The organism is Stenotrophomonas sp. YJH_SMC_120, assembly GCF_059368675.1.
Map to the genome: position 1 here is coordinate 68,656 of NZ_JCAFRY010000007.1, position 19,795 is coordinate 88,450.

Annotated in this window: 17 protein-coding genes; all 17 read left to right on the forward strand. The window is 66.3% G+C overall.

The annotated features are described in order from the left end of the window. Positions 1-8 precede the first annotated feature (8 nt). The 17 genes from AC5P60_RS10990 (at position 9) to AC5P60_RS11070 (ending at position 19,786) form a co-directional block, all read left to right on the forward strand. Positions 9-152 (forward strand): hypothetical protein, encoded by a 144-nt coding sequence (locus AC5P60_RS10990; protein WP_004154577.1) that lies wholly within the window; start codon positions 9-11, stop codon positions 150-152. Beyond that, positions 152-937, forward strand: coding sequence for a capsid assembly protein (locus AC5P60_RS10995; protein ID WP_005412404.1), 786 nt, complete (start codon positions 152-154; stop codon positions 935-937). Before AC5P60_RS10990 ends, AC5P60_RS10995 begins: the two co-directional genes overlap by 1 nt. A 26-nt stretch (positions 938-963) precedes the next feature. Beyond that, complete coding sequence (locus AC5P60_RS11000) at positions 964-1,917, forward strand: major capsid protein (RefSeq protein WP_005412403.1); 954 nt, start codon at positions 964-966, stop codon at positions 1,915-1,917. A 99-nt stretch (positions 1,918-2,016) separates the two neighbouring features. After that, positions 2,017-2,607: a phage tail tubular protein A gene (locus AC5P60_RS11005; RefSeq protein WP_005412402.1), complete on the forward strand. Its 591-nt coding sequence runs from the start codon at positions 2,017-2,019 to the stop codon at positions 2,605-2,607. Further along, entirely contained in the window at positions 2,607-4,739 is a 2,133-nt protein-coding gene (locus AC5P60_RS11010; RefSeq protein ID WP_005412401.1) for a phage nozzle protein, read from the forward strand. The genes AC5P60_RS11005 and AC5P60_RS11010 overlap by 1 nt, the downstream gene beginning before the upstream one ends. Then, complete coding sequence (locus AC5P60_RS11015) at positions 4,736-5,209, forward strand: hypothetical protein (protein WP_005412400.1); 474 nt, start codon at positions 4,736-4,738, stop codon at positions 5,207-5,209. Before AC5P60_RS11010 ends, AC5P60_RS11015 begins: the two co-directional genes overlap by 4 nt. A 32-nt stretch (positions 5,210-5,241) precedes the next feature. Then, complete coding sequence (locus AC5P60_RS11020) at positions 5,242-5,640, forward strand: virion core protein, T7 gp14 family (RefSeq protein ID WP_032961812.1); 399 nt, start codon at positions 5,242-5,244, stop codon at positions 5,638-5,640. Between the two features lie 3 nt (positions 5,641-5,643). Next, positions 5,644-7,818 carry a hypothetical protein gene (locus AC5P60_RS11025; protein ID WP_032961810.1) on the forward strand — a complete coding sequence of 725 codons (2,175 nt, stop codon included), beginning with the start codon at positions 5,644-5,646 and terminating at the stop codon, positions 7,816-7,818. A gap of 78 nt (positions 7,819-7,896) precedes the next feature. Further along, a complete protein-coding gene (locus AC5P60_RS11030; RefSeq protein WP_099470283.1) occupies positions 7,897-10,989 on the forward strand; it encodes a hypothetical protein in 3,093 nt (1,030 codons plus the stop codon). Positions 10,990-11,028: 39 nt separating this feature from the next. Beyond that, positions 11,029-13,566, forward strand: coding sequence for a phage tail fiber domain-containing protein (locus AC5P60_RS11035; RefSeq protein WP_005412396.1), 2,538 nt, complete (start codon positions 11,029-11,031; stop codon positions 13,564-13,566). A 25-nt stretch (positions 13,567-13,591) separates the two neighbouring features. Then, the gene (locus tag AC5P60_RS11040) at positions 13,592-16,396 is read left to right on the forward strand and encodes a tail fiber domain-containing protein (protein ID WP_049427184.1); all 2,805 of its coding nucleotides are present in this window, start codon (positions 13,592-13,594) and stop codon (positions 16,394-16,396) included. Next, positions 16,396-16,881, forward strand: a complete 486-nt coding sequence (locus AC5P60_RS11045) for a hypothetical protein (protein ID WP_126411773.1) — start codon at positions 16,396-16,398, stop codon at positions 16,879-16,881. Before AC5P60_RS11040 ends, AC5P60_RS11045 begins: the two co-directional genes overlap by 1 nt. 26 nt (positions 16,882-16,907) lie before the next feature. Further along, a complete protein-coding gene (locus AC5P60_RS11050) occupies positions 16,908-17,177 on the forward strand; it encodes a phage holin family protein (RefSeq protein WP_005412393.1) in 270 nt (89 codons plus the stop codon). Next, positions 17,174-17,419, forward strand: a complete 246-nt coding sequence (locus tag AC5P60_RS11055) for a DNA packaging protein (RefSeq protein ID WP_032961803.1) — start codon at positions 17,174-17,176, stop codon at positions 17,417-17,419. Before AC5P60_RS11050 ends, AC5P60_RS11055 begins: the two co-directional genes overlap by 4 nt. 8 nt (positions 17,420-17,427) lie before the next feature. Continuing rightward, the gene (terL, locus tag AC5P60_RS11060) at positions 17,428-19,092 is read left to right on the forward strand and encodes a phage terminase large subunit (RefSeq protein ID WP_032961836.1); all 1,665 of its coding nucleotides are present in this window, start codon (positions 17,428-17,430) and stop codon (positions 19,090-19,092) included. A gap of 8 nt (positions 19,093-19,100) precedes the next feature. Then, positions 19,101-19,292 (forward strand): LPXTG cell wall anchor domain-containing protein, encoded by a 192-nt coding sequence (locus AC5P60_RS11065; RefSeq protein ID WP_005412390.1) that lies wholly within the window; start codon positions 19,101-19,103, stop codon positions 19,290-19,292. Then, positions 19,289-19,786, forward strand: coding sequence for a hypothetical protein (locus tag AC5P60_RS11070; RefSeq protein WP_065426719.1), 498 nt, complete (start codon positions 19,289-19,291; stop codon positions 19,784-19,786). Before AC5P60_RS11065 ends, AC5P60_RS11070 begins: the two co-directional genes overlap by 4 nt. Positions 19,787-19,795: the final 9 nt, after the last annotated feature.

Consider the following 19,795-nt stretch of genomic DNA (forward strand, 5'->3'; position numbering starts at 1 on the left):
AGGACGCAATGTCGAACGAAACCACCGAGAAGCCCGCCAAGCCGACCAAGGAAGCCCCGAAGGCTCCGAGCGTCGAGCGTAAGGGCAAGGCCGAGATCACCCGCAAGACGAACGGCCTGGTCATCGTCAACTACAAGCCCGAGGACAAGTAATGTCGCAGCCGGGCAAGTCCGAAGTGACCGTCAGCCTTGACGGCATCAACGGCCAGCCGACCCCAGGTCAGCAGCCGCCGCAGAACTCCCAGGACACCCAGCAGCCCGCACCGGGCGCGCAGGGTGGCACCGATGGCGAGCGCCTGTTCGGCGGCAAGTACAAGACCGTGGAGGAGCTGGAAGCCGCCTACGCACAACTGAGCACGCCAGCCGACGACAAGGGTGGCAAGGGCGGCCCCGCGACCATCGACGACGCCACCGCGGATGACGCGCGTGACGCCTTGGCGCGGGCTGGCCTGAACCTGGACGACTTCGCCACCGAGTTCAACTCGAACGGCTCGCTGTCCGAGGAGAGCTACAAGAAGCTCCAGGACGCGGGCTATCCGAAGGAGCTGGTGGACGTGTACGTCGATGGCCTGCGCGCTCGCGTGCAGACCTACGAGAACGCCGTCTACTCGCCCGCAGGTGGCAAGGCCGGTTACGACGGCCTGGTCCAGTGGGCTAAGACCAACCTGAGCGCCGAGCAGAAGCGGGCGTTCAACGAAGCGGTGCAGTCCGGCGACGCCGGCCGCGCAGCGCTGGCAGTCCAGGGCCTCGTCGCCCTCCGTGGCGGCAACGGCCGCCTTCTGAATGGCAAGACCGCATCGAACGCCGATGCAGGCCCCAAGCCGTTCCAGTCGCAGGCGCAGGTCGTCGAAGCGATGCGCGATGTGCGCTACCACCGTGATCCGGCTTACCGCGCGGAAGTCTCCGCCCGCCTGGCCGTGTCGCCGCTGTTCAAGTAATCCACTCAACCTCAAGCAAGGACTAAATGTCGGACGCAATCCCCTCCCGCCTGGGTCAAGCCCAGGCCAACGGCGACGCCTGGGCGCTGTTCAAGCAGAACTACACTGCTGAAACCATCACCAGCTTCGTCGAGAACTACAAGCTGGACGGCCGCGTGTCGGTGCGCAACATCGAGAGCGGCAAGTCCGCCTCGTTCCCGAACGTCGGCACCATCGGCTCCGAGTACCATGTGCCGGGCACCGAGATCAAGGGCCTGGTGGTCGAGCACAACGAGACCATCATCACCCTCGATCCGATGCTGATCTCGCACGCCTTCATCGCCAACATCGACGAGGCGATGAACCACTACGACGTGCGTTCCGAGTACACCCGTCAGCAGGGTGCGGAGCTGGCGCTCAAGCGCATGCAGAACGAGCTGCGCTGCGCGATCCTGGCCGCTCGTACCACCGAAGGCAAGGTCGAAGGCCAGCCGGGTGGTGCCATCATCAAGGCCGCCACGATGGCCTCCGATCCGACCGTGCTGGCCGATGCGTTCCGCAACGCCCGCATGCTGTTCGACGAGAAGCTGCTGCCGGACAACCCGCAGGAGTTCACTGGCGCACTGGCCCCGGCTCAGTGGTATCTGCTGACCGAGAACAAGGACTTGATCGACCGCGACATCAACGCGGAATCGAACGGCTCCTACGGCCAGGCGATCATTTCCTCGGTCGCCCGCATCCCGCTGGTGAAGATCAACGCGATGCCGCGTGTCGATGAGTCGGCCCTGGCCTCGATCCCGGCCAAGTACCGCGGCAACTTCGCGGACACCGTGGGCGTGATCTTCCACCGCTCGGCGGTCGGCACCCTCAAGCTGCTGGACCTGTCCCTGGAGGACGTGTACCAGGGCGAGAAGCAGGGCACCCTGATGCTGGCGAAGTACGCGCTGGGTCACGGCATCCTGGCTCCGCGCGGTGCCATCGAGCTGTCGAAGGCCCCGTAAGCAATACCGCGCCGTTGGGCAAATCCCGCGGCGCTTCAATCTCTCTCCATCTACGGGGGACATCCACATGGGTGTCCCCCGTTTTTTTGCCCCGAATCCATGAACCTCGAACTCACTCCGACCACGGAACTCGAAGCCGTCAATGTGCTGCTCGGTGCTATCGGCGAAGCGCCGATCAGCGACCTCGAAGCGCTCGGCAACCTGTACGCCTCGCAGGCGCGCGACACCCTCCGCGCGGTGAGCCGCGAGGTCCAAACCGCTGGCTGGTGGTTCAACACCAGCGAGTCGTTCACCTTCACGCTCAACGCGGAAGGCAAGGTGCTGCCGCCGCAGTCGATCCTCAAGCTCGTCCCCGCACGCGGAAGCGAGCCGCTGGTGATCCGAGGCACGCGCCTCATCAACCCGCTCACCCTCGCCGACACGTTCTCGTCGGCCCCCACCGCCGACTTCGTGACCTGGTTCCTCGCCTACGAGGAGCTGCCCGAGTCGGCCCGCCGCTACATCGCCGTGCGCGCTGCGCGTCTGTTCCAGACGAGCGTGCTGGGTAGCGACCAGCTCTACGTGTTCACCGAGAAGCACGAGGAGGAGGCATACCTCATCTTCGCGCAGGAGCACGCCGACTTCACCTACGCCCGCGGCCACAACTTCCTCAGTGGCTCGACGGACGTGTCTGATATTTGGGACCGCTGATGCCGCTAATCACGGGGGACTATCCCTCGTTCCTGGGAGGCGAGTCGCAGCAGGACGATACCGTCCGCTCGCCGAACCAGCTCACCAAGGCGATCAACGCCTGGCTGCATGCCGCAATGGGCGCTGGCAAGCGCCCGCCCGCCGAGTTCGTTGCTGGCCTTGGCGTCACCCTCGATCACGACTGTGCCTTCCACTCCATCGTCCGCGATGAGAACGAGCGCTACATCGTCGCCGTGGGTCACCGCAGCATCCGCGTGTTCGACCACGAGACCGGCAAGGAATACACCGTCAACGCCACGGGCGACGCGCTCAACTACCTGGACACCCAGGGACAGCGTGCGTGGTCGTGCTTCGCGCTGGCGACGTTCTCCGACACCACCTTCATCGTCAACCGGCTGGTAGACGTGAAGCAGAGCGATGAGCTGTCGCCCGGTTCGCTGTACGGATCGGCGCAAACGATGTCCGACCTGCCGAAGCCCGGCGACAAAGGCTCGGCCGTTGTGCCGACCGGCGCGATCTACAACATCATCGGCTCGTCCGAATCGCAATTCGACGACTACTACGTCCAGAAGCAGTCCTCCTCGGTCTACCTGGAGGTCGCCCGGCCGGGCATCAAGCACCGCTTCGATGCCAAGACGATGCCGCACATCCTCAAGCGCATCCCCGATCCAGTGCATGCGGACGGCTTTTGGTTCTCCTTCGGTGGACCGGAGTGGACCGCGCGCCTCGCGGGTGACGAGCAAAGCAACCCGTTCCCGTCCATCGACGGCCAGCGCATCCGCGAGGTGTTCAAGCACCGGGACCGCCTAGGCTTCCTGGCCGGGGAGAACGTGCTGATGTCCGAGGTCTCCGATCCGTTCAACCTCTGGCGCACTTCGGTGACCCAGGTGCTCGACGCCGACCCCATCGACGTGAGCGTCAGCGGGTCTAACGGCGTCACCACGCTCTACCACGCAGTCCCGTTCCAGTCGGCCCTGTTCCTTGCCGCTGCGGGCGGCCAGTTCCTCCTGACCGCCGAGCCGTACCTGGCCGCCAAGAACGTCAAGAGCGATCCGGTCAACAGCTACAGCAGCTCGCCGTACATCCGGCCGAAGCTGATGGGCGAGTCGCTGTACTTCACCGAGGACAGCGGCGCATACGCCAGCGTGCGCGAATACTTCATCGACGACCTGTCGGTGACCGGCGACGCCGCCGACGTGACGGCGCATGTGCCCAAGCTGATGCCGGGCCGCATGCGAGCGATGGCGAGCGCAAGTGGTGCCGACTGCGTGTTCTTCGCTCCTGACGAGCCGACCGACGCGCAGCTCTACGTCTACTTCGTCCGCTGGATCGGCGACGAGAAGCAGCAGTCCGCATGGACGCGCTGGTCAATCTCCGGCGTCGGTCGCATCGTCCACATGCACGCCATCAACGACGTGCTGTACGCCGTCGCGGAAGCCCCAGGCGGCGGCTGCGAGCTGCTCAAGTTCCGCATGGTGCTCAACCAGCACGACACGGATGCCACGGGCGACTACAACTTCCTGCTCGACCGCATGCTGGTGGTGCAGCCCACCTATCAGCAGTTCGGCAACGAGACCTGGATCGACCTGCCCTACATCGTGCCCGATGGCATGACGGTCACCGTCCTCAAGACGGACGACTGGCAAGACCCCGGCGCGTACCTGGACATCACCAAGGCGCGCTGGGACAACGCCCGCACCCGCCTTGCGCTCCCCGGTAACCACACCGAGGGCCGCGTGGTCGTCGGCATGGACTACGAGCACCGCCTCACCCTGACCAAGCCCATCGTTCGCGGTGGGCAGAACCAGGCCGTGCTGGTGGGCCGCACGCAGGTGCGTGACATCGAGGTCGCCTACAAGGATGGCGCGTACTTCGAGCTGGAGGTCGAGCAGCACGGCAATGGCCGCGTCGAGACCTACGTGGCGTCGCACTCCGGTGCGTACACCGCGCGCGTCCTCAACGACTCGGTGTTCCGCACCAGCGCCCCGACGTTCCACTCCGGCTCTCGCCGGTTCCCCGTGCTGGGCGACGCCAACAGCGTCCGCATGCACCTCGTCAACCGCCTGCCGTTCCAGTGCTGGTTCCAGTCAGCACAGTGGCGCGGCATGTTCGTCTCCCGCAGCCGAGTATGACCCTGACCTATCGAAGCCCCACCGCCAGCGACATCCTCCACGTCGCCGAGAACATGCGGCAGGAGGACATCCTGGAGGTGGCGGCTTCGCATGGTCACACCCCGCTCCAGGCGCTCGCATTTGCAGTGACCGCGAGCGACCGCAGTTTCGCCGCGATGCACGACGGTTCCCCCGTGTGCATCTTCGGCTTCAGCCAGCACGCCGAGGGTATCGCCTCGGTTTGGCTGCTGGGCACCGACGCCCTGGTGGCTCCCACGTTCTGCCGCACGTTCCTCCGAGAAGCTCGGCGGATCAGCGACGAGTGGTCGGCCACCTTCGGCACCATCTTCAACTTCGTCGATGTCCACGCCGTCACCACGCGGCGATGGCTCGGCTGGCTTGGCTTCCGCGAGAGCGGCGTCGAGTCCGCCTACGGCTTCGCCAAGACACCCTTCGTCCGAGTAACCAAGACCCCATGTGCAACCCCGTAGCAGTCCAGGTCGGTATCGCCGCAGTCAGCGCGATGGCGACCATGTACGGCCAGGATCAGAACAACAAGGCCATCGAGGAAGCCGCGGAGCGTCAGCAGGAGCAGATCAACGACCAGGCCGCCGAGCGCACCCAACAGCGCATGGAGGAGGCCCGCGCACTGCGATCCGCGATGCGCGCCTCCGCAGCAGAAGCGGCAGTGTCCGGCAACTCGGTCGAGCTGCTGGCGAACGACATCATGGCCCAGGCTGGCCGTGACGTGGCCCTCATCGAGAAGAACCGCAGGAACGGAGTCGTCGAAAGCGGCTCCGAAGCACGCGCTCGTATCCGCACCGGCAATGCCGAGGCGCTGGGCGGCGTGATGCAGTCAGGCGCGAATGCCTACAGCAACATCCAAACCTACAAGCGCTATTCCATTCCCGGAGACGAGTAACCCGTGGCTCGCACGAAACCCCAAGAGATCATCCGCCGCGCGCAGGTGCCGCAGCGTCTCGCCGAGCGCCCCGTTCTGGCGGTGCAGGCTGACCAAGCGTCCTCCGCTGGTGCCGGTGTCCTCTCTCGCACCGCCGCTGCGGTGCTGACGCGCGTCTCGGATTCCGTCAACTCGCAGATGATCTCAAACAGCCGCGAGCAGTACAGCGCCGCGGCGACCCAACGTATGCAGGAGGACGCCGAGGGTACGCCCCGGCAGGCCGAGGACTTCGTTGCCCAGCAGTCGGAGTCATGGCGTCGCGGCTACCTCAAGGCAGACGGCATCATCCGCGTCCGCGACTGGCAGATCGAAGCGGCCAAAGAGATCGCCAAGGCCGAACCCGGCACCGACATCGAGCCGCTCATCAAGGAGCGGATGGCTGCGCTGACGCAGAACCCCGAGTTCCAAGACCCGCAGGTCCGCAAGGCCCTGATGCCGGTCGCCATGCGCGCCGCGCAGCAGGTCCGCCAGCAGTGGCAGGCCGACTCGATGCGGGAAATGCTGGTCCGGCAGAAGGAGTCGCTGACCGCGATCATCCGCGACGGCATCAAGGGCGGCACGTTCCTCACTTCCGAGGGCATGAACGGCCTGTACGCGATGCTGGACCAGGAGGAGTACGCCTATCTCAACAAGCGCGACGTGGACGAACTCTACGTCGAGGCCGCCAAGGAGGAGCTGGCCGCAGGCAACCGCGATCCTCAGTCGATCCTGGCGTTCCTGGAGCAGGACCGCGGCGACGGCCAGCCCGGCTTGATGAACACCGAGCACGGCGACGAGCTGCGCGCGGCGGCTGCCGCTGGTGCCCGCGTGATCGCACACCGCGAGGACGAGGCACGCAAGCAGGCGATGGCCGAGGCAGAGTGGACGCTCCAGGGCCTCGCGGATCGCGGCCAGCTCACCCACAAGACCATCGACACCTGGGCCAGTAAATTCGGCCTGAGCGGTGGCGACCTCCAGTCCTTCAAGCGATACTGGAACAACCAGCAGGAGCAGACGCTTCGCCGCTGGGAGCAGGAAGCGAAGGAGCGCGCCCGAGAGGAGCGCATCCGCAAGCTGGTAGCCGGGGGCAATCCCTACGAGATCAGCGACGCCGACCTCAAGAAGCAGGCCGGTAAGGAGTGGGAGGAAACCCCGCAGGCCGCACGCGGCCAGGTGCTCCAGAAGTGGGCACGGCAGGGCATCGTCATCCCCCAGCTCGAACGCATCCTCAAGCGCGCTGACCCGGCGTTCCAGGAGAACTTCCAGAACGCCGCGACGCTGTACGAACAGCTCCGCAAGGTCTCGCCCAAGTACGCCGATACGGTCGCTGGCGGCGAGGCTGCCGCAATGCTGGACCAGTACCTCTACGACACCCGGCGCAGCGGTCAGTCTCACCAGGAGGCCGCTCGCGTCCTGACGCAACCGAAGCGGGAAGTCGAGGAGGCCCGCTCGGTCATCAACGACACCTGGAAGTCCGGCATCAAGGACTACCTGGAGATCGACGGCAAGCCGCGTGACCCGCGTGAGCTGCACCGCATCCGCCAGGAAGCCGAGCGCATCGCCTCGCGTGGCGGAGTGTCCGGCGAAGCTGCCATCCGTGCAGCGGTCGGTCAGATCGACGCCCAGCGCACGACCGTCAACGGCCGCCGCGTGCCAAACATCGGCATGCCGCAGGGTGCCGAGCCAGCGGTAGACGAGCTGATCCAGACGGTCGCGCGCAAGCTCGGCCGCGACCCGGATGAGCTGTCGGCCCTGCCCAATCCCCGCAATCCGGGGCAGTGGCAGATCGTCGGCCCCGACAACTGGCTGATCCCTGACCCGGACACCGGCCGCGCCATCGGTTTCGACCCGCGTGCCATCGCGGCACAGCACCAGCGCTGGAAGGGAGACCTTGCGGAATCCCAGGCGCGTCGTCGGGTCGAGCAGCGCACCACCTGGGCGGACCAGTCCCGGAACATCCGCGACCTGCGCTCGCAGTCGGCGACCACGGAAGTCCCTGCGGCCATCGCCAAGCGCGACGCCAGCGCCGCCGAGGCTCCCGCCTTCGAGCTGCCCAAGTTCGACCTCACCAAGCCGCTGGTTCCCAACGCGGGCACCAAGCAAACCACCACCACCCCGGCAGTCCCCGAGGACTTCCTGGAGTACCTGACGAGGAAGTAAGACCGCATGTTTGAATCCCTACCCGGCGCAGACGAGAACATCGTCAAGCCGGCAACCCAGCAGCCCATCGTGCAAGCCGTGCGCGAGCGCAAGGAGCAGCGAGAGGCCGCGGAGCGCCGGAAGGATCAGACGACCGTATGGGACGGATGGGGCGCTGCCCAGGCAAAGGGCGGCATCGGCTTCATCGACCGCTTCATCACCGAGCTGGGCTACGAGCCGCAGCAGGGCTATCGCATTCCCGCAGACGCGCGCAAGCGCTGGGAGTCGATGGGCCTGCGCCCGGAGCAGTGGGAGCTGTTCGGCCGGGCCACGTCCGACGAGCACCTCTCCTATCTGGAATCCGTGGCCTTTATGAATCAGATGGCGGACGACGACCTGGCGCAGTTCGGCCTGGGCGGACAGATCGCCCTCGGCTTCACCGACCCGGTGGCAACCGGCCTCGATCTCGCCACGGGCGGCCTGGGGTACGCAGCCAAGGCCGGACGCCTCGCCAACGCGGTGCGTTCCGGTCTACAGGCTGCGGGCACCTCCGCGCTGATGTCGGCCGCAACCTCCACCTACGACCCCGAGCAGACGCTCGCGGATGGCGTGCAGAGCGCCGCCCTGTCGTTCGCGTTCGGTGGTGCCCTCGGCGCTCGCCGGGGTGCCCTGTTCGACGGCGAGGTGAAGCCTGACGTGGTGAAGCGGCTGGCCGGTGACGACTCGCTGTCCGCCGCCCGCGTGGCAGGCACCGCCGCCAACGACCTCACGCCAGGCGTCCTCCCGCTGCGCAACGAGAGCGCATTCGAGCAGGAGTTCACCGACAAGGCGCTGGTCAACGCGCACATCACGCCCCACTTCGCCACCGTCCGCCGCGACCTTGCTGCCCGCATGGGTAGCGCCAAGTCGCCGCTGGTGCGCGAGGCGGGCCGCCTGCTGTTCCGCGATGGCGTCGGCTACACCGATCGCTCCGTCGCGGTCCAGGAGTCCACCAGCGAGTTCGCCAAGCGCCACCTGGCCGTCATGGAGACGGAATGGCGGAGCGGAGTGAACGCCGCATGGGACGCCTACAAGCAACGGACAGGCACCCATTGGTGGAACTTCTCCGAGCGCGCAAAGTTCAACGAGGAGGTCGGCCGTGCCGTGCGCGGTGCGCCTGACGTATCACCGGAAGCCGCCAAGGCGGCCGGCAGCGTCGCCAAGGCGATGCGCGATGCGCTCAAGCTGGCGCAGGACAGCAACCTCGACGGCTTCGCCAACGTGGCGCAGAACGGCAGCTACCTGCCGCGCTACTGGAGTGGCAAGGGCTTCAAGCGCCTGTTCGGCGAGATGCAGCTTCACCAGGACGACGTGATCGAGCAGCTCATCAAGCCCGCCATGCGTCGCGCCTGGGAGGCCACCACCGACGAAGGCGACGAGATCGACGACGAGCTGCTCGGGGCGGTTGCACGCTCCTACCTCAAGCGCGCCCAAGCGAACTTCGAGGGCGACGGGATGGACCTGCTGGTCCGCCCGCTGGACAGCGATTCGGTCGAGGAGATCGGCAACATGCTGACCGAGGCGGGCGTCTCGCCCGTGCGGTCGCAAGAGCTACTGTCCAAGCTGGAGCGCAAGACCTACGAGTCGGGCAAGCTCGACCGCGCGAAGAAGCGCATCGACCTCGACGAGACCTACTCCACCACCATCCGCAACGAGGCTGGCGAGGACGTGCAGGTCTCGATGGCCGACCTGTTCGACAACGACGTGGACTCGGTGATGACCCGCTACATGCGCGAGATCACCGGCTGGTCGGCGCTGTCGTCGAAGGCTGGCATCAAGAACCGCGCACAGCTCGACCGCTTCGTGTCGAAGCTCAAGAGCGACGCCCGCAAGTCCGGCGACGACGTGAAGGACATCGAGCGCCTGATCGACATCGGCCTCAAGTCCACCTTCGGCCGCAGCACCGAACTCGATCCCGCCAGCCGAGGCGCACGCTACGCGCGGTTCCTGCGCAACTGGAACTTCGCCCGCGTGATGAACCAGGTCGGCTTCTCGCTGTTCGCCGAGCTTGGCCCGACCATCGCGCATGCCGGTCTCCGCAACTTCTGGAACTCCGTGGGTGCCGCCCGCGACTTCCTGGTGCGCGGCGCTGACGGCAAGCTGTCCTCGCAGGAGGCGCGCGTCATGGAGCGGCTGTTCGCACCCGGCACCGACTGGCTGCGCAACCCGCCGTTCCTGCGCCTGGACGAGGATGCGCTAGTGCCGCAGACGTTCAACGTCAAGCACGGCGAGAAGATCGACAACGCGATGAACATGGCGACGCACGTCACCTCGGTCGCATCCGGCATGGCCCCGATCAACACGATGCTCCAACGCATCGCCGGTCGCGCCACGCTGCTGCGGCTGCTGGACATGGCGAACGCCAAGAAGCTGTCGGACGCCGAAGTGGCCCGCCTGCGCACCTGGGGCCTCGACGAGAAGGCCCAGGCCGACGTGTTCGGCTACCTCAAAGGCAAGCGGCAGATCGAGCAGATCGACCCGGACAAGCTGCCGTTCCAGACGCGCGAGCGCATGGCGGCCTTCCTGTTCCGCGTGACGCGACACCAGGTTCTCGAAGGTGACGCCTCGGACAGCATCGAGCTGATGCACTCCACCACCGGCCGCATCGTCACGCAGTTCCGCAGCTTCATGGTCAACAGCTACACCCGCCACTTCCTGAACTCCGTCCACCACTACGACGACTGGCGCACCTACGCGATGGTCGTGCTGTCCACTTCGGCAGCAGGCATGGGCTGGGCGGCTCGCACGTACATCAACACTGCGGGCAACCCCGAACAGCGGAAGAAGCAGCTGACGCAGGAGAACTTCTACAAGAACGCTGTCGCGCAATCGAGCTGGTCGAACGTGATCCCCGCGGTCACCGACGCCGTGTGGGCGGACGCCTTGGGTAACGACCCGGTGTTCGCCAACAACCGCTCGACCGGCCTGGAGAACGGCGTGATGGGCATCCCGTCCATCGACCTGTTCAACAAGGTCTACGGCAGCACGCGGATGATCGGTTCGGCCATCCGCGACGATGAGGAGATCACCGAGAAGCAGATGCGCGACTTCTGGAAGATTTGGTGGTTCAACAACATGACGGGCGTCCGCAACATCGCGGATCAAGCCCTACAGCAGTTCCCTGACCGCAAGGACGGGACTGATCGACCGTAACCAGGAGGCCCTTCGGGGCCTCCACCTTTTTGAGGACGCATGATCGAACTATCGCGCGGCCTTTCCTTCGTGCTCTACACCTACGAGGGAGGCCCTACGCGGTTCACCGTGCCGTTCCCGTACATCGCCCGCGAACACATCCGGGCGTTCGTCGGTGAACCGGACGCGGCCCGCGCTGTCTCCGTGTCGTGGGTGGACGCCAGCACCATCGAGATTCCGTCGCAGGATGGCGTGCTCGACGCACCCTACACTGTGACCATCCGGCGATTCACGCCGATTGACGCCCTCCTGGTCAACTACAAGGAAGGCGCAAACCTCCCGGCGCGCGACTTGTCCAAGTCGTTCCGCCAACTGCTGTACGCACACCAGGAACTCGCCGAGTTCGGTGGTGGCAGCGGCCTCCCCGGTGGCGGCCCCGGTAACCCCGGTGGCGACCCGGACCTCAACGCAATCATCGAGCAGCTCCTCCGCTCGCCAGCACTGCAAGACCTGCTGACCCGCATCGACCTTATCGACGTGAACGCCGAGGCGATCCTGGAGGAAATCATGCGCTCGCACGAGTTCTTCGACGTGCAGCGCGACTATGGCGACAAGATCAGCACGGCCACCCACGAGATCGGACTGCTGACCGAAGGCAACAAGGTCATCGCGCAGCAGATCATCGACCTGTTCGCGCGGGTGGACTACGGCGAGCAAAGTAGCCAGGCACGATTCCTGGAGGTCAATCGCGCCATCGCTGACGAGCGCTCCGCGCGCGTCGAGGCGATCACCGAGCTGCAAGGCCAGGTGGTCGAGAACGGCAAGACGATCTCCGCAGCGCTCAACCAGCGCATCGACGAGGTGGAGAGCACCACCGAAGCGGCGCGTGCGGCCACCGAGCAGCGCCTCGGCGCAGAGATCGAGGACAGCGCGGCGCAGGTCCGCACCGCGGTCATGGCCGAGGTTGACGCAACCAAGGCCCGCGTGTCCGACGTTGAGACGGCAGTAGTCCGCCACGGCGAGAACATCGCTGGCCTGGCCGAGACCACCGAAGCCCTGACGGACGCCGAGGGTGCCAACACGGCATTCCGACAGCAGATGGCGGCCAGCTACGGCGCGAACGTGCCGCAGGGGATTGCCAATGAGATCGACGGCCAGGTGTCGGCGGTTTCGGCCGCCTTCGAGCAGCGCATCGACACCGAAGCGTCCGCGCGCGAAGCCCTGGCTTCCCAGGTATCCACGCTGGAGACCAGCACCGCGCCGACGATCTTCTCGGACGCGCAGCCCTCCCCGCCCGCTGGCGGCTTCAAGGTTCCGACCTTTTGGGTCAAGACCGTGCAGACCGGCGCGTACCTGACGCAGATTTGGGATGGCACCGGCTGGCGCAAGGCCGACCTGGATGTCACCTCTCCGACCGGCGCGCTGGTGCAGCAGCTCAACACCACCAAGATCACCGCCGAGCAGGCACAGGCCATCGCGGCCACGCAGGTCCAGGCGTTCAAGGACGGCGACTTCGCCACCATCCGGCAGGAGTTCAACGTGGTCGCCGGGCAGCACTCCGGCATGTACGGTCAGTGGCAGGCCAACTACTCGGTCAAGATCAACGCGGGCACCATCAACGGCGTCCCCGTGGTCGCCGGTATCGCCCTCTCCGCCAACCCGCAGACCGGCAGCGACTTCATCGTCACCGCGGATCGCTTCGCCTTCGTCCACCCGCAGTACACCTCGGGCGGCACCTTGGCGAGCATCAAGTATCCGTTCGTGATCGGCACTGTCGGCGGCCAGTCCACCGTGGGCATCCAGGGTGCGCTGGTGGTGGACGGGACGATCACTGCGGACAAGATCAGGGTGAACTCCCTGGCCGCGCTCACGGCAAACGCAGGCACGATCAACGGCGGCACGTTCAAGACCCACACCCTCGACGGCAACGGCAACATCGTCAACGCTGCCGAGTTCCGCGTGGAAATCTCCAACCTCGGCGACTGGCCCCTGTGGGTCGGCTCCGGCGCGAAGAACGCCAACAACGCGGTGTTCTACGTGGACCGCAACGGCGGCGCGTTCTTCCGAGGCCGCGTCAATGCTCCCAACATCGTTGGGCAGTTCCAGTCGGCGACCGGCGTGTGGTGGACCGGGGCAACGAGCCTCTGCTACCAGGCGGGCAACAACTTCATCCCGCTCGGCGATTGGGTGGCGATCCACGAGTTCTGGCTCGGCGCTCCGGTGCTGGCTGGCGAGGGTCATACGCCCTCCGTGTCGGTGACCGTCACCGCGAACACGCGCGTCTACGGGCTGCACGTCATCTTGGAGGAGCTGCGCGACTCTGTGTGGGTCGTCATCGCCTCGCACGAGCCGCCGATGTACCGCGCGTTGATTCAGCAGATGGGCGGCGACGGCAACACCTTCACCGCGTCCAACTTCTACACCTACGAGCAGTCGGTGACGCTCTCGGCGTCCGGCGCATGGACAGGCGGTGCCCGCGCATTCCGCGTGCGGTGCCGCGCATCCAGCCCGCCTCCGCAGGTCCACGGCTACGACGCCCCGGCCTACCCGAACTACCTCATCACGTCGATTGGCGGCTTCGCCTTCGGCATCCGATAACCCTCAGAGAGAACCCAAGCACCGCATGAGCACTACCCCCGGCTACGTCTCCAACGCCGAGCTGGCCTCGCGCCTCTCGACGCTGGTAGACCGCTGGAACCGGCGCGAGAATCAGATGATCGCGCTGCTGACTCAGGAGGAAGGCACCGTCGTCGTGACGGACGGCCTGGGCAACAACCACACCCTCCTCTCGTTCCCGCAGCTCCAGAAGGACGTGGCCGGGCTGACCGACGAGCTGACCGGCTCGGTCGTGCAGGTGCGCGACCTGGTGTCCGTGGCAACCGGCATGGCGAACGCCGCGCAGGCGTCCGCAGATGACGCCTCTGGCTTCGCCGACGCTGCCGAAGCATCCGCCGTGCGCGCTGCGGAATCCGCCGCGAGCATCGACGACGACGTGCAGGCCACCGCCGACGCGGCGACCTTCGCTGCTGCCAAGGCGGCCGAGGCTTCCGACAGCGCGACCGAGGCGGCAAGCTCCGCAGTGGACGCCGCCGCTTCGGCGACGGCCTCGGCCACCTCGGCGCTGGCTTCGGCTGGCTCCGCAAGCCAGGCGGGCACGTCGGCCACCGCAGCGGGTCAGGCGCGTTCCGACGCGCAAGCAGCGGCGACTGCTGCCGCCACGTCACGGGATCAGGCGCAGACCATCCTGGGCTATGCGACCGACGCGGCCGACCGCGCGGAAGCTGACGCCACCGCTGCCGCAGCATCGGCTGCCGCAGCCGCCGACAGCGCGACCGCCGCAGCGACCTCGGTCACTCAGGCGACCACCCAGGCCAACCGGGCGGAAGCCCAGGCGTCCGCCGCGGCGACCAAGGCTGGCGAGGCTGCTGGCTCGGCGACCACCGCAGCCGGTCATGCCTCCGCTGCGTCCGGCTCGGCGTCTGCCGCCTCGATCTCGGCGCAGACCGCATCGTCGGCCAAGGCCGCTGCCGAGGCTGCCCGCGACAAGGCTGGCCTGTACGCGAACGCGCCGCAGGGCACCGAGGTCTCGCCGGGCGAGTTCTCGGCGAAGCATTGGGCCGCCCAGGCGCAGGCTGCCGTCACTGGCTCGCTGGTCTACATGGGATCGTGGGATGCCGGCACTGGTGCGTTCCCGGCCAACCCGGTGAAGGGTCACTTCTACAAGGTGGTCGGCGAAGGCACTGTGGGCGACATCCACTGGCGAGTCGGCGACCAGGCGCTCTACGGCGCTACCTGGGAGAAGATCGACAACACCGATCAGGTCACCAGCGTCGCCGGTAAGCAGGGCGACGTGACCCTCGTGGCTGGCGACATCGGCGGCCTGGGCGCGCTGGCGACCCGCGACGACGTGGACTTCAACACCCACGTCACCGGGAAGCCGACGACCTACCCGCCGAGCACCCACACGCACACCAAGGCGCAGGTCGGCCTCGACAAGGTGGACAATACCGCCGACCTCGACAAGCCGATCAGCACCGCGACGCAGACGGCGCTCGACGGCAAGGCGGCGGCGACGCACACGCACACCATCGCCAACGTGACCGGCCTCCAGTCCGCGCTCGACGGCAAAGCGGCGGCGTCCCACTCGCACACCATCGCAAACGTAACCGGGCTGCAAGCGGCGCTCGACGGGAAGTCGGCAATCGGCCACACGCATACCGCCGCCGAGATCGCCAACGTCGTCAACGTGACCGACGATCAGTCCATCGGTGGCGTCAAGACGTTCGCCTCCGGGCAGATTCGTGTGCAGGGATTTGGCGGCGAGGCCACGTCCGGCGTCATGTACCTGGGGTCGCTGGATCGCTATGTGTACGTGCCGCCAGCTGCGAACTCGCTGGAGTTCCGATTCGGCGATGGCACGGGTGGCGTCGCGTCCCTCAACGCTGGCGGCACCGTCTGGACCTCGGCGAACTTCAACCCGGCAGGAAAGGCCGACGCCGGTCACACGCACACCATCGCAAACGTCAGCGGCCTCCAGTCCGCACTGGACGGCAAGGCGAGCCTGGGTGGCGCAACCTTCACCGGGCAGGTCACTCTGGCCTATGGCGCGCCGCTGCGGTTGACCGGCATGGGTGCAGCGGGAACCGCGTACATCCACGGAACGAACGGCGCTGGCGATGACGTTTGCTCGATCACCCGCGTGAACACGAACAGCTGGTACAACCTGTACTGGAACGGTGCTGCGAACATTGCGGGCCGCCTGACGGTCGGCGATCAGATTTACCTCAACGCTGGCTGGTTCCGCTCCCAGCAGTCCGGCACCGGCTGGTACTCGGAAGCGCACGGCGGCGGCATCTGGATGCAGGACAGCACCTGGGTTCGCACCTACGGCGGCAAGGGATTCCTTATCGCTGGCCCAGGCGGTAGCGGTGGCGACCTCCGTTTGGAGAGCTACTCGCCAACCATCACCTGTTACGACTCCGACAACGGGACCACGCACTGGCTCCATTGCAACGACAACAACCACGGCTTCCTCGCCAGCAACGCCTTCTCGTGGTGCGCCTACCGCGACGGCAGCAACAATTGGGTCGCCACGGGCAACATCGTCGCCTATGCGTCCGATGCGCGTCTAAAGAAGAACATCGTGGACGCCTCGGCCTCCAAGGTGGCCGACTTCTTCGACCGCTTCCGTGTACGCGAGTTCGATTGGGATGCCAAGGCAATCGCCGAGCTGAATCCCACGTTCCACCCGAGCGCGGATCACGAGGTCGGCGGCATCGCGCAGGAGGCCGAGGAGGTCTACTCGTTGATGGTCGCCACGCACGCAAACGGCATCAAGACGATCCAGTGGGAGAAGGCTATTCCCTTCCTTATCGCTGAGGTGCAGGCGCTGCGTAAGCGCGTCGCGGACCTTGGGGGAGGTGCCTGATGGCCCTCCCCGGCTCCGGCCCTATCTCCTGGGAAATGATCCGCGCCGAGTTTGGCGGCGGCTACCCGATCTACGCGGACCAGTATTACCGAGGACGTGGATTGGTGCCCGACGTTCCGGCCAACTACGGCGTCCCCACGAGCGGCCCGATCTACGCCTCGCAGTTCTACAACGCGGTCAAGGCGACGCCGTTCCAAGCATCGCTGTCGCCGAGCTACCTGATGGGTAACTGGCCTCAGTCCACCAACGGCACGGTCAGCGAGTCGTTCAGCGTTTATTGCTCGGGCGGCACCGGCAACTACTCCGTGGTCTCCCGCTCCGTCACAGGCGGCGCGTCGATCTCCGGCAGCGGCCTCGGTGGCACTGTGACCGCCTCTGGGCGGAACACCTCCCGCATGGGGCAGTTCACAGTCGTCGTCACCGATGGCGTCACGCAGATCACCCTGACCGGCAACTACGAGTACAGCTTCGGTCGTCCGCTCTAACGCATCCACCACCTACAAGAGACCTAATGCACGATGAAGTGAAGCTGGTCGGCGCTCTCGCGGGCGTCGGCCTCATCGTGGGCATCGCAAAGATGCTCACGTCGAACGATCCGATCACCTGGAAGCAGGCGCTCGGCCGCGCAATCCTCTCTGGCGCTACCGGCCTTGCCGCTGGTGCCATCGTCATTTTCATCCCCGGCGTCTCCTTCGTCGCCCAGGTCGCGCTCGCGTGCATCCTGGCGTCGCTCGGCACGTCCGCGCTGGAGACCGTACTGAACCGCGTCGTCAACAAGTGACCGCCCCCAAGGATGCCTTGGAGCGACTGCACGCCGCAGTCGCTGACAAGCTCGCCGACACCATCGACTCGATGGAGTCGGACGCGAAGGGCCTGGCCTCGATCCTCAACGTGGCCCGGCAGTTTCTCAAGGACAACGGCATCGACGTTGCGGCCACGCCGCCCGGCTCACCGCTGGGCAAGCTGGCCGACAAGGTGTCCGAGTTCCCGTTCGATCCCGCTGAGGATGGGCGGCTGAACTGATGGAGGGCATGACGAGCCTCCACGTTCGTCACCCTTTCGAGGACTTCCGCAACTTCGCCTGGTACGTCTGGAAGGAGCTGGGGCTACCAAGCCCCACTCCGATCCAGTACGACATCTGCGAGTTCCTGAAAACCGGCCCGCGCCGTCGCGTCATCATGGCGTACCGCGGCGTCGGCAAGTCCTGGGTGACGGCCGCCTACGTCTGCTGGCTCCTCTGGAAAGACCCCCAGCACAAGATCATGGTGGTCTCGGCATCGAAGGAACGCGCCGATGCGTTCTCGGTGTTCGTCAAGCGCCTGATCGAAACCCTGCCTGAGCTGCAACACCTGCGCCCGCGTCCCGACCAGCGCAACTCGAACCTGGCGTTCGATGTCGGTCCCGCGCAGCCCGATCAGTCGCCCTCGGTGAAGTCGGTCGGCATCAACGGCCAGCTCACCGGCTCCCGCGCCGACACCATCATCGCGGACGACATCGAAGTCCCAAAGAACTCCATGACCGTCGTGCAGCGCGAGAAGCTCGCCGAGCTGGTCAAGGAGTTCGACGCGGTGCTCAAGCCTGGCGGCGAGATCATCTACCTCGGCACTCCGCAGACCGAGGAGTCGCTCTACAACAAGCTGCCCGAGCGCGGCTACGTCATCCGCATCTGGCCTGCGCGCTACCCGAAGGACACCAAGCACCGTCAGGTGTACGGCGACCGCCTCGCGCCGATGATCGCCGATGCGTTCGACGCGAACCCCAAGCTCGCCTGGAAGAACTGCGAGAGCGTCCGCTTCTCCGATGAGGACTTGATGGAGCGCGAGGCGTCCTACGGACGCTCCGGCTTCATGCTCCAGTTCATGCTCGATGCGTCGCTGTCCGACGCCGAGAAGTACCCGCTCAAGCTGTCCGACCTGATCGTGATGGACGTGGACCGCGAGGTCGCTCCGATCCGCGTGGTCTACAGCAGCGGCCCGGAGTACATCGTCAGCGACATCCCGTCCGTGGGCTTCACTGGCGACCGCCTGTACCGGCCCATGTACCTCGCCTCGGAAATGGAGGAGTTTACCGGCAAGGTACTCGCCATCGACCCCTCGGGCCGAGGTGGCGACGAAACCGGCTACGCGGTCGTCGGCATGCTTCGCGGCATGCTCTACGCGCGCCGCGCTGGTGCGACCAAGGGCGGCTACGACGACGACACGCTGGAGACCCTGGCGCACATCGCGCGCGCCGAGAAGGTCTCCGCAGTCCTCATTGAGGCGAACTTCGGTGACGGCATGTTCGCCAAGATGCTCTCCGGCGTCCTGGCGCGCGTGTACCCGTGCTCCATCGAGGAGGTGAAGCACTACGGCACCTCGAAGGAGAACCGAATCATCGACGTGCTGGAGCCGGTGCTGAACCAGCACCGCCTGGTGGTCGATGCCTCGATCATCCGCGCCGATCAGAAGTCCGAACAGAAGTACCAGCTGTGCTACCAGCTGACGCGCATCACGCGCGACCGCGGCGCACTGCGCCACGACGACCGCCTCGAAGCGCTGGCGATGGCCGTGAAGTATTGGGCCGACCAGCTCTCCCGAGACGTGTCCAAGGAGGAGCAGCGCTACCTGGAGGAGCTGCTCGACCGCGAGTACGCCTCCTTCATCCAGTCCGTGACCGGCCGCATGCCGTCACCCGACAACTACCTCGACATCCTGTAGGAGACCCAATGTCCAACACGCTCGCTGCGTGGCTGATGGCGCTCGCCGCCGCTGGCCTGCTGTACCTGTTCCTGCGCCGCAAGAACGACGACGACAACGACGGCCCGAGCGCACCCGCGCCGGTAACGCCGTGCGACTGCAACCACGCTCCCTGCTGCCACACCCAGGGCGGCCAGTCGAACCCCTACGCGCCGGTATGACCGACGCAAAGCTGCCGAGCCTCGTGGAGGTCAGGGACAACCTGATCCCCGCGGCGGCCCGGCTGCTCCCCGGCGTGGCCTTCACTCCCGAAGCGAAGGTCATGCTGCTCGCCATTGGTCTCCAGGAATCTCGCTTCGAGCACCGCAGGCAGATCAAAGGCCCCGCACGCGGCTTCTGGCAGTTCGAGGCGGGCGGCGGCACCGCAGGTGTACTCCGTCACCCGGCGACCTCCGCACGCGCCTCACAGCTCGTCTCCGCGCGTCTGGAGCGTCCCTCGACCGCTGCGGTCAACGAGGCGCTCGCCTCCGACGACGTGCTCGCCTGTGCGTTCGCTCGCCTGCTGCTGTTCACCGATCCGCGTCCGCTGCCCGCCCTGGGTAACCCCCAGGCCGCATGGGACTACTACGTCCGCAACTGGCGGCCGGGCAAGCCGCACCGTGACACCTGGGACGCGCTCTACGCGAAGGCCCTGGCAACCATCCGCAACACCTAACCGGAACCC

Bases quoted from the DNA above. Each gene is read 5' to 3' on its own strand.
- AC5P60_RS10990 (WP_004154577.1), top strand. From the start codon at position 9: ATGTCGAACGAAACCACCGAGAAGCCCGCCAAGCCGACCAAGGAAGCC.
- AC5P60_RS10995 (WP_005412404.1), top strand. From the start codon at position 152: ATGTCGCAGCCGGGCAAGTCCGAAGTGACCGTCAGCCTTGACGGCATC.
- AC5P60_RS11000 (WP_005412403.1), top strand. From the start codon at position 964: ATGTCGGACGCAATCCCCTCCCGCCTGGGTCAAGCCCAGGCCAACGGC.
- AC5P60_RS11005 (WP_005412402.1), top strand. From the start codon at position 2,017: ATGAACCTCGAACTCACTCCGACCACGGAACTCGAAGCCGTCAATGTG.
- AC5P60_RS11010 (WP_005412401.1), top strand. From the start codon at position 2,607: ATGCCGCTAATCACGGGGGACTATCCCTCGTTCCTGGGAGGCGAGTCG.
- AC5P60_RS11015 (WP_005412400.1), top strand. From the start codon at position 4,736: ATGACCCTGACCTATCGAAGCCCCACCGCCAGCGACATCCTCCACGTC.
- AC5P60_RS11020 (WP_032961812.1), top strand. From the start codon at position 5,242: ATGGCGACCATGTACGGCCAGGATCAGAACAACAAGGCCATCGAGGAA.
- AC5P60_RS11035 (WP_005412396.1), top strand. From the start codon at position 11,029: ATGATCGAACTATCGCGCGGCCTTTCCTTCGTGCTCTACACCTACGAG.
- AC5P60_RS11040 (WP_049427184.1), top strand. From the start codon at position 13,592: ATGAGCACTACCCCCGGCTACGTCTCCAACGCCGAGCTGGCCTCGCGC.
- AC5P60_RS11045 (WP_126411773.1), top strand. From the start codon at position 16,396: ATGGCCCTCCCCGGCTCCGGCCCTATCTCCTGGGAAATGATCCGCGCC.
- AC5P60_RS11050 (WP_005412393.1), top strand. From the start codon at position 16,908: ATGCACGATGAAGTGAAGCTGGTCGGCGCTCTCGCGGGCGTCGGCCTC.
- terL (WP_032961836.1), top strand. From the start codon at position 17,428: ATGACGAGCCTCCACGTTCGTCACCCTTTCGAGGACTTCCGCAACTTC.
- AC5P60_RS11065 (WP_005412390.1), top strand. From the start codon at position 19,101: ATGTCCAACACGCTCGCTGCGTGGCTGATGGCGCTCGCCGCCGCTGGC.
- AC5P60_RS11070 (WP_065426719.1), top strand. From the start codon at position 19,289: ATGACCGACGCAAAGCTGCCGAGCCTCGTGGAGGTCAGGGACAACCTG.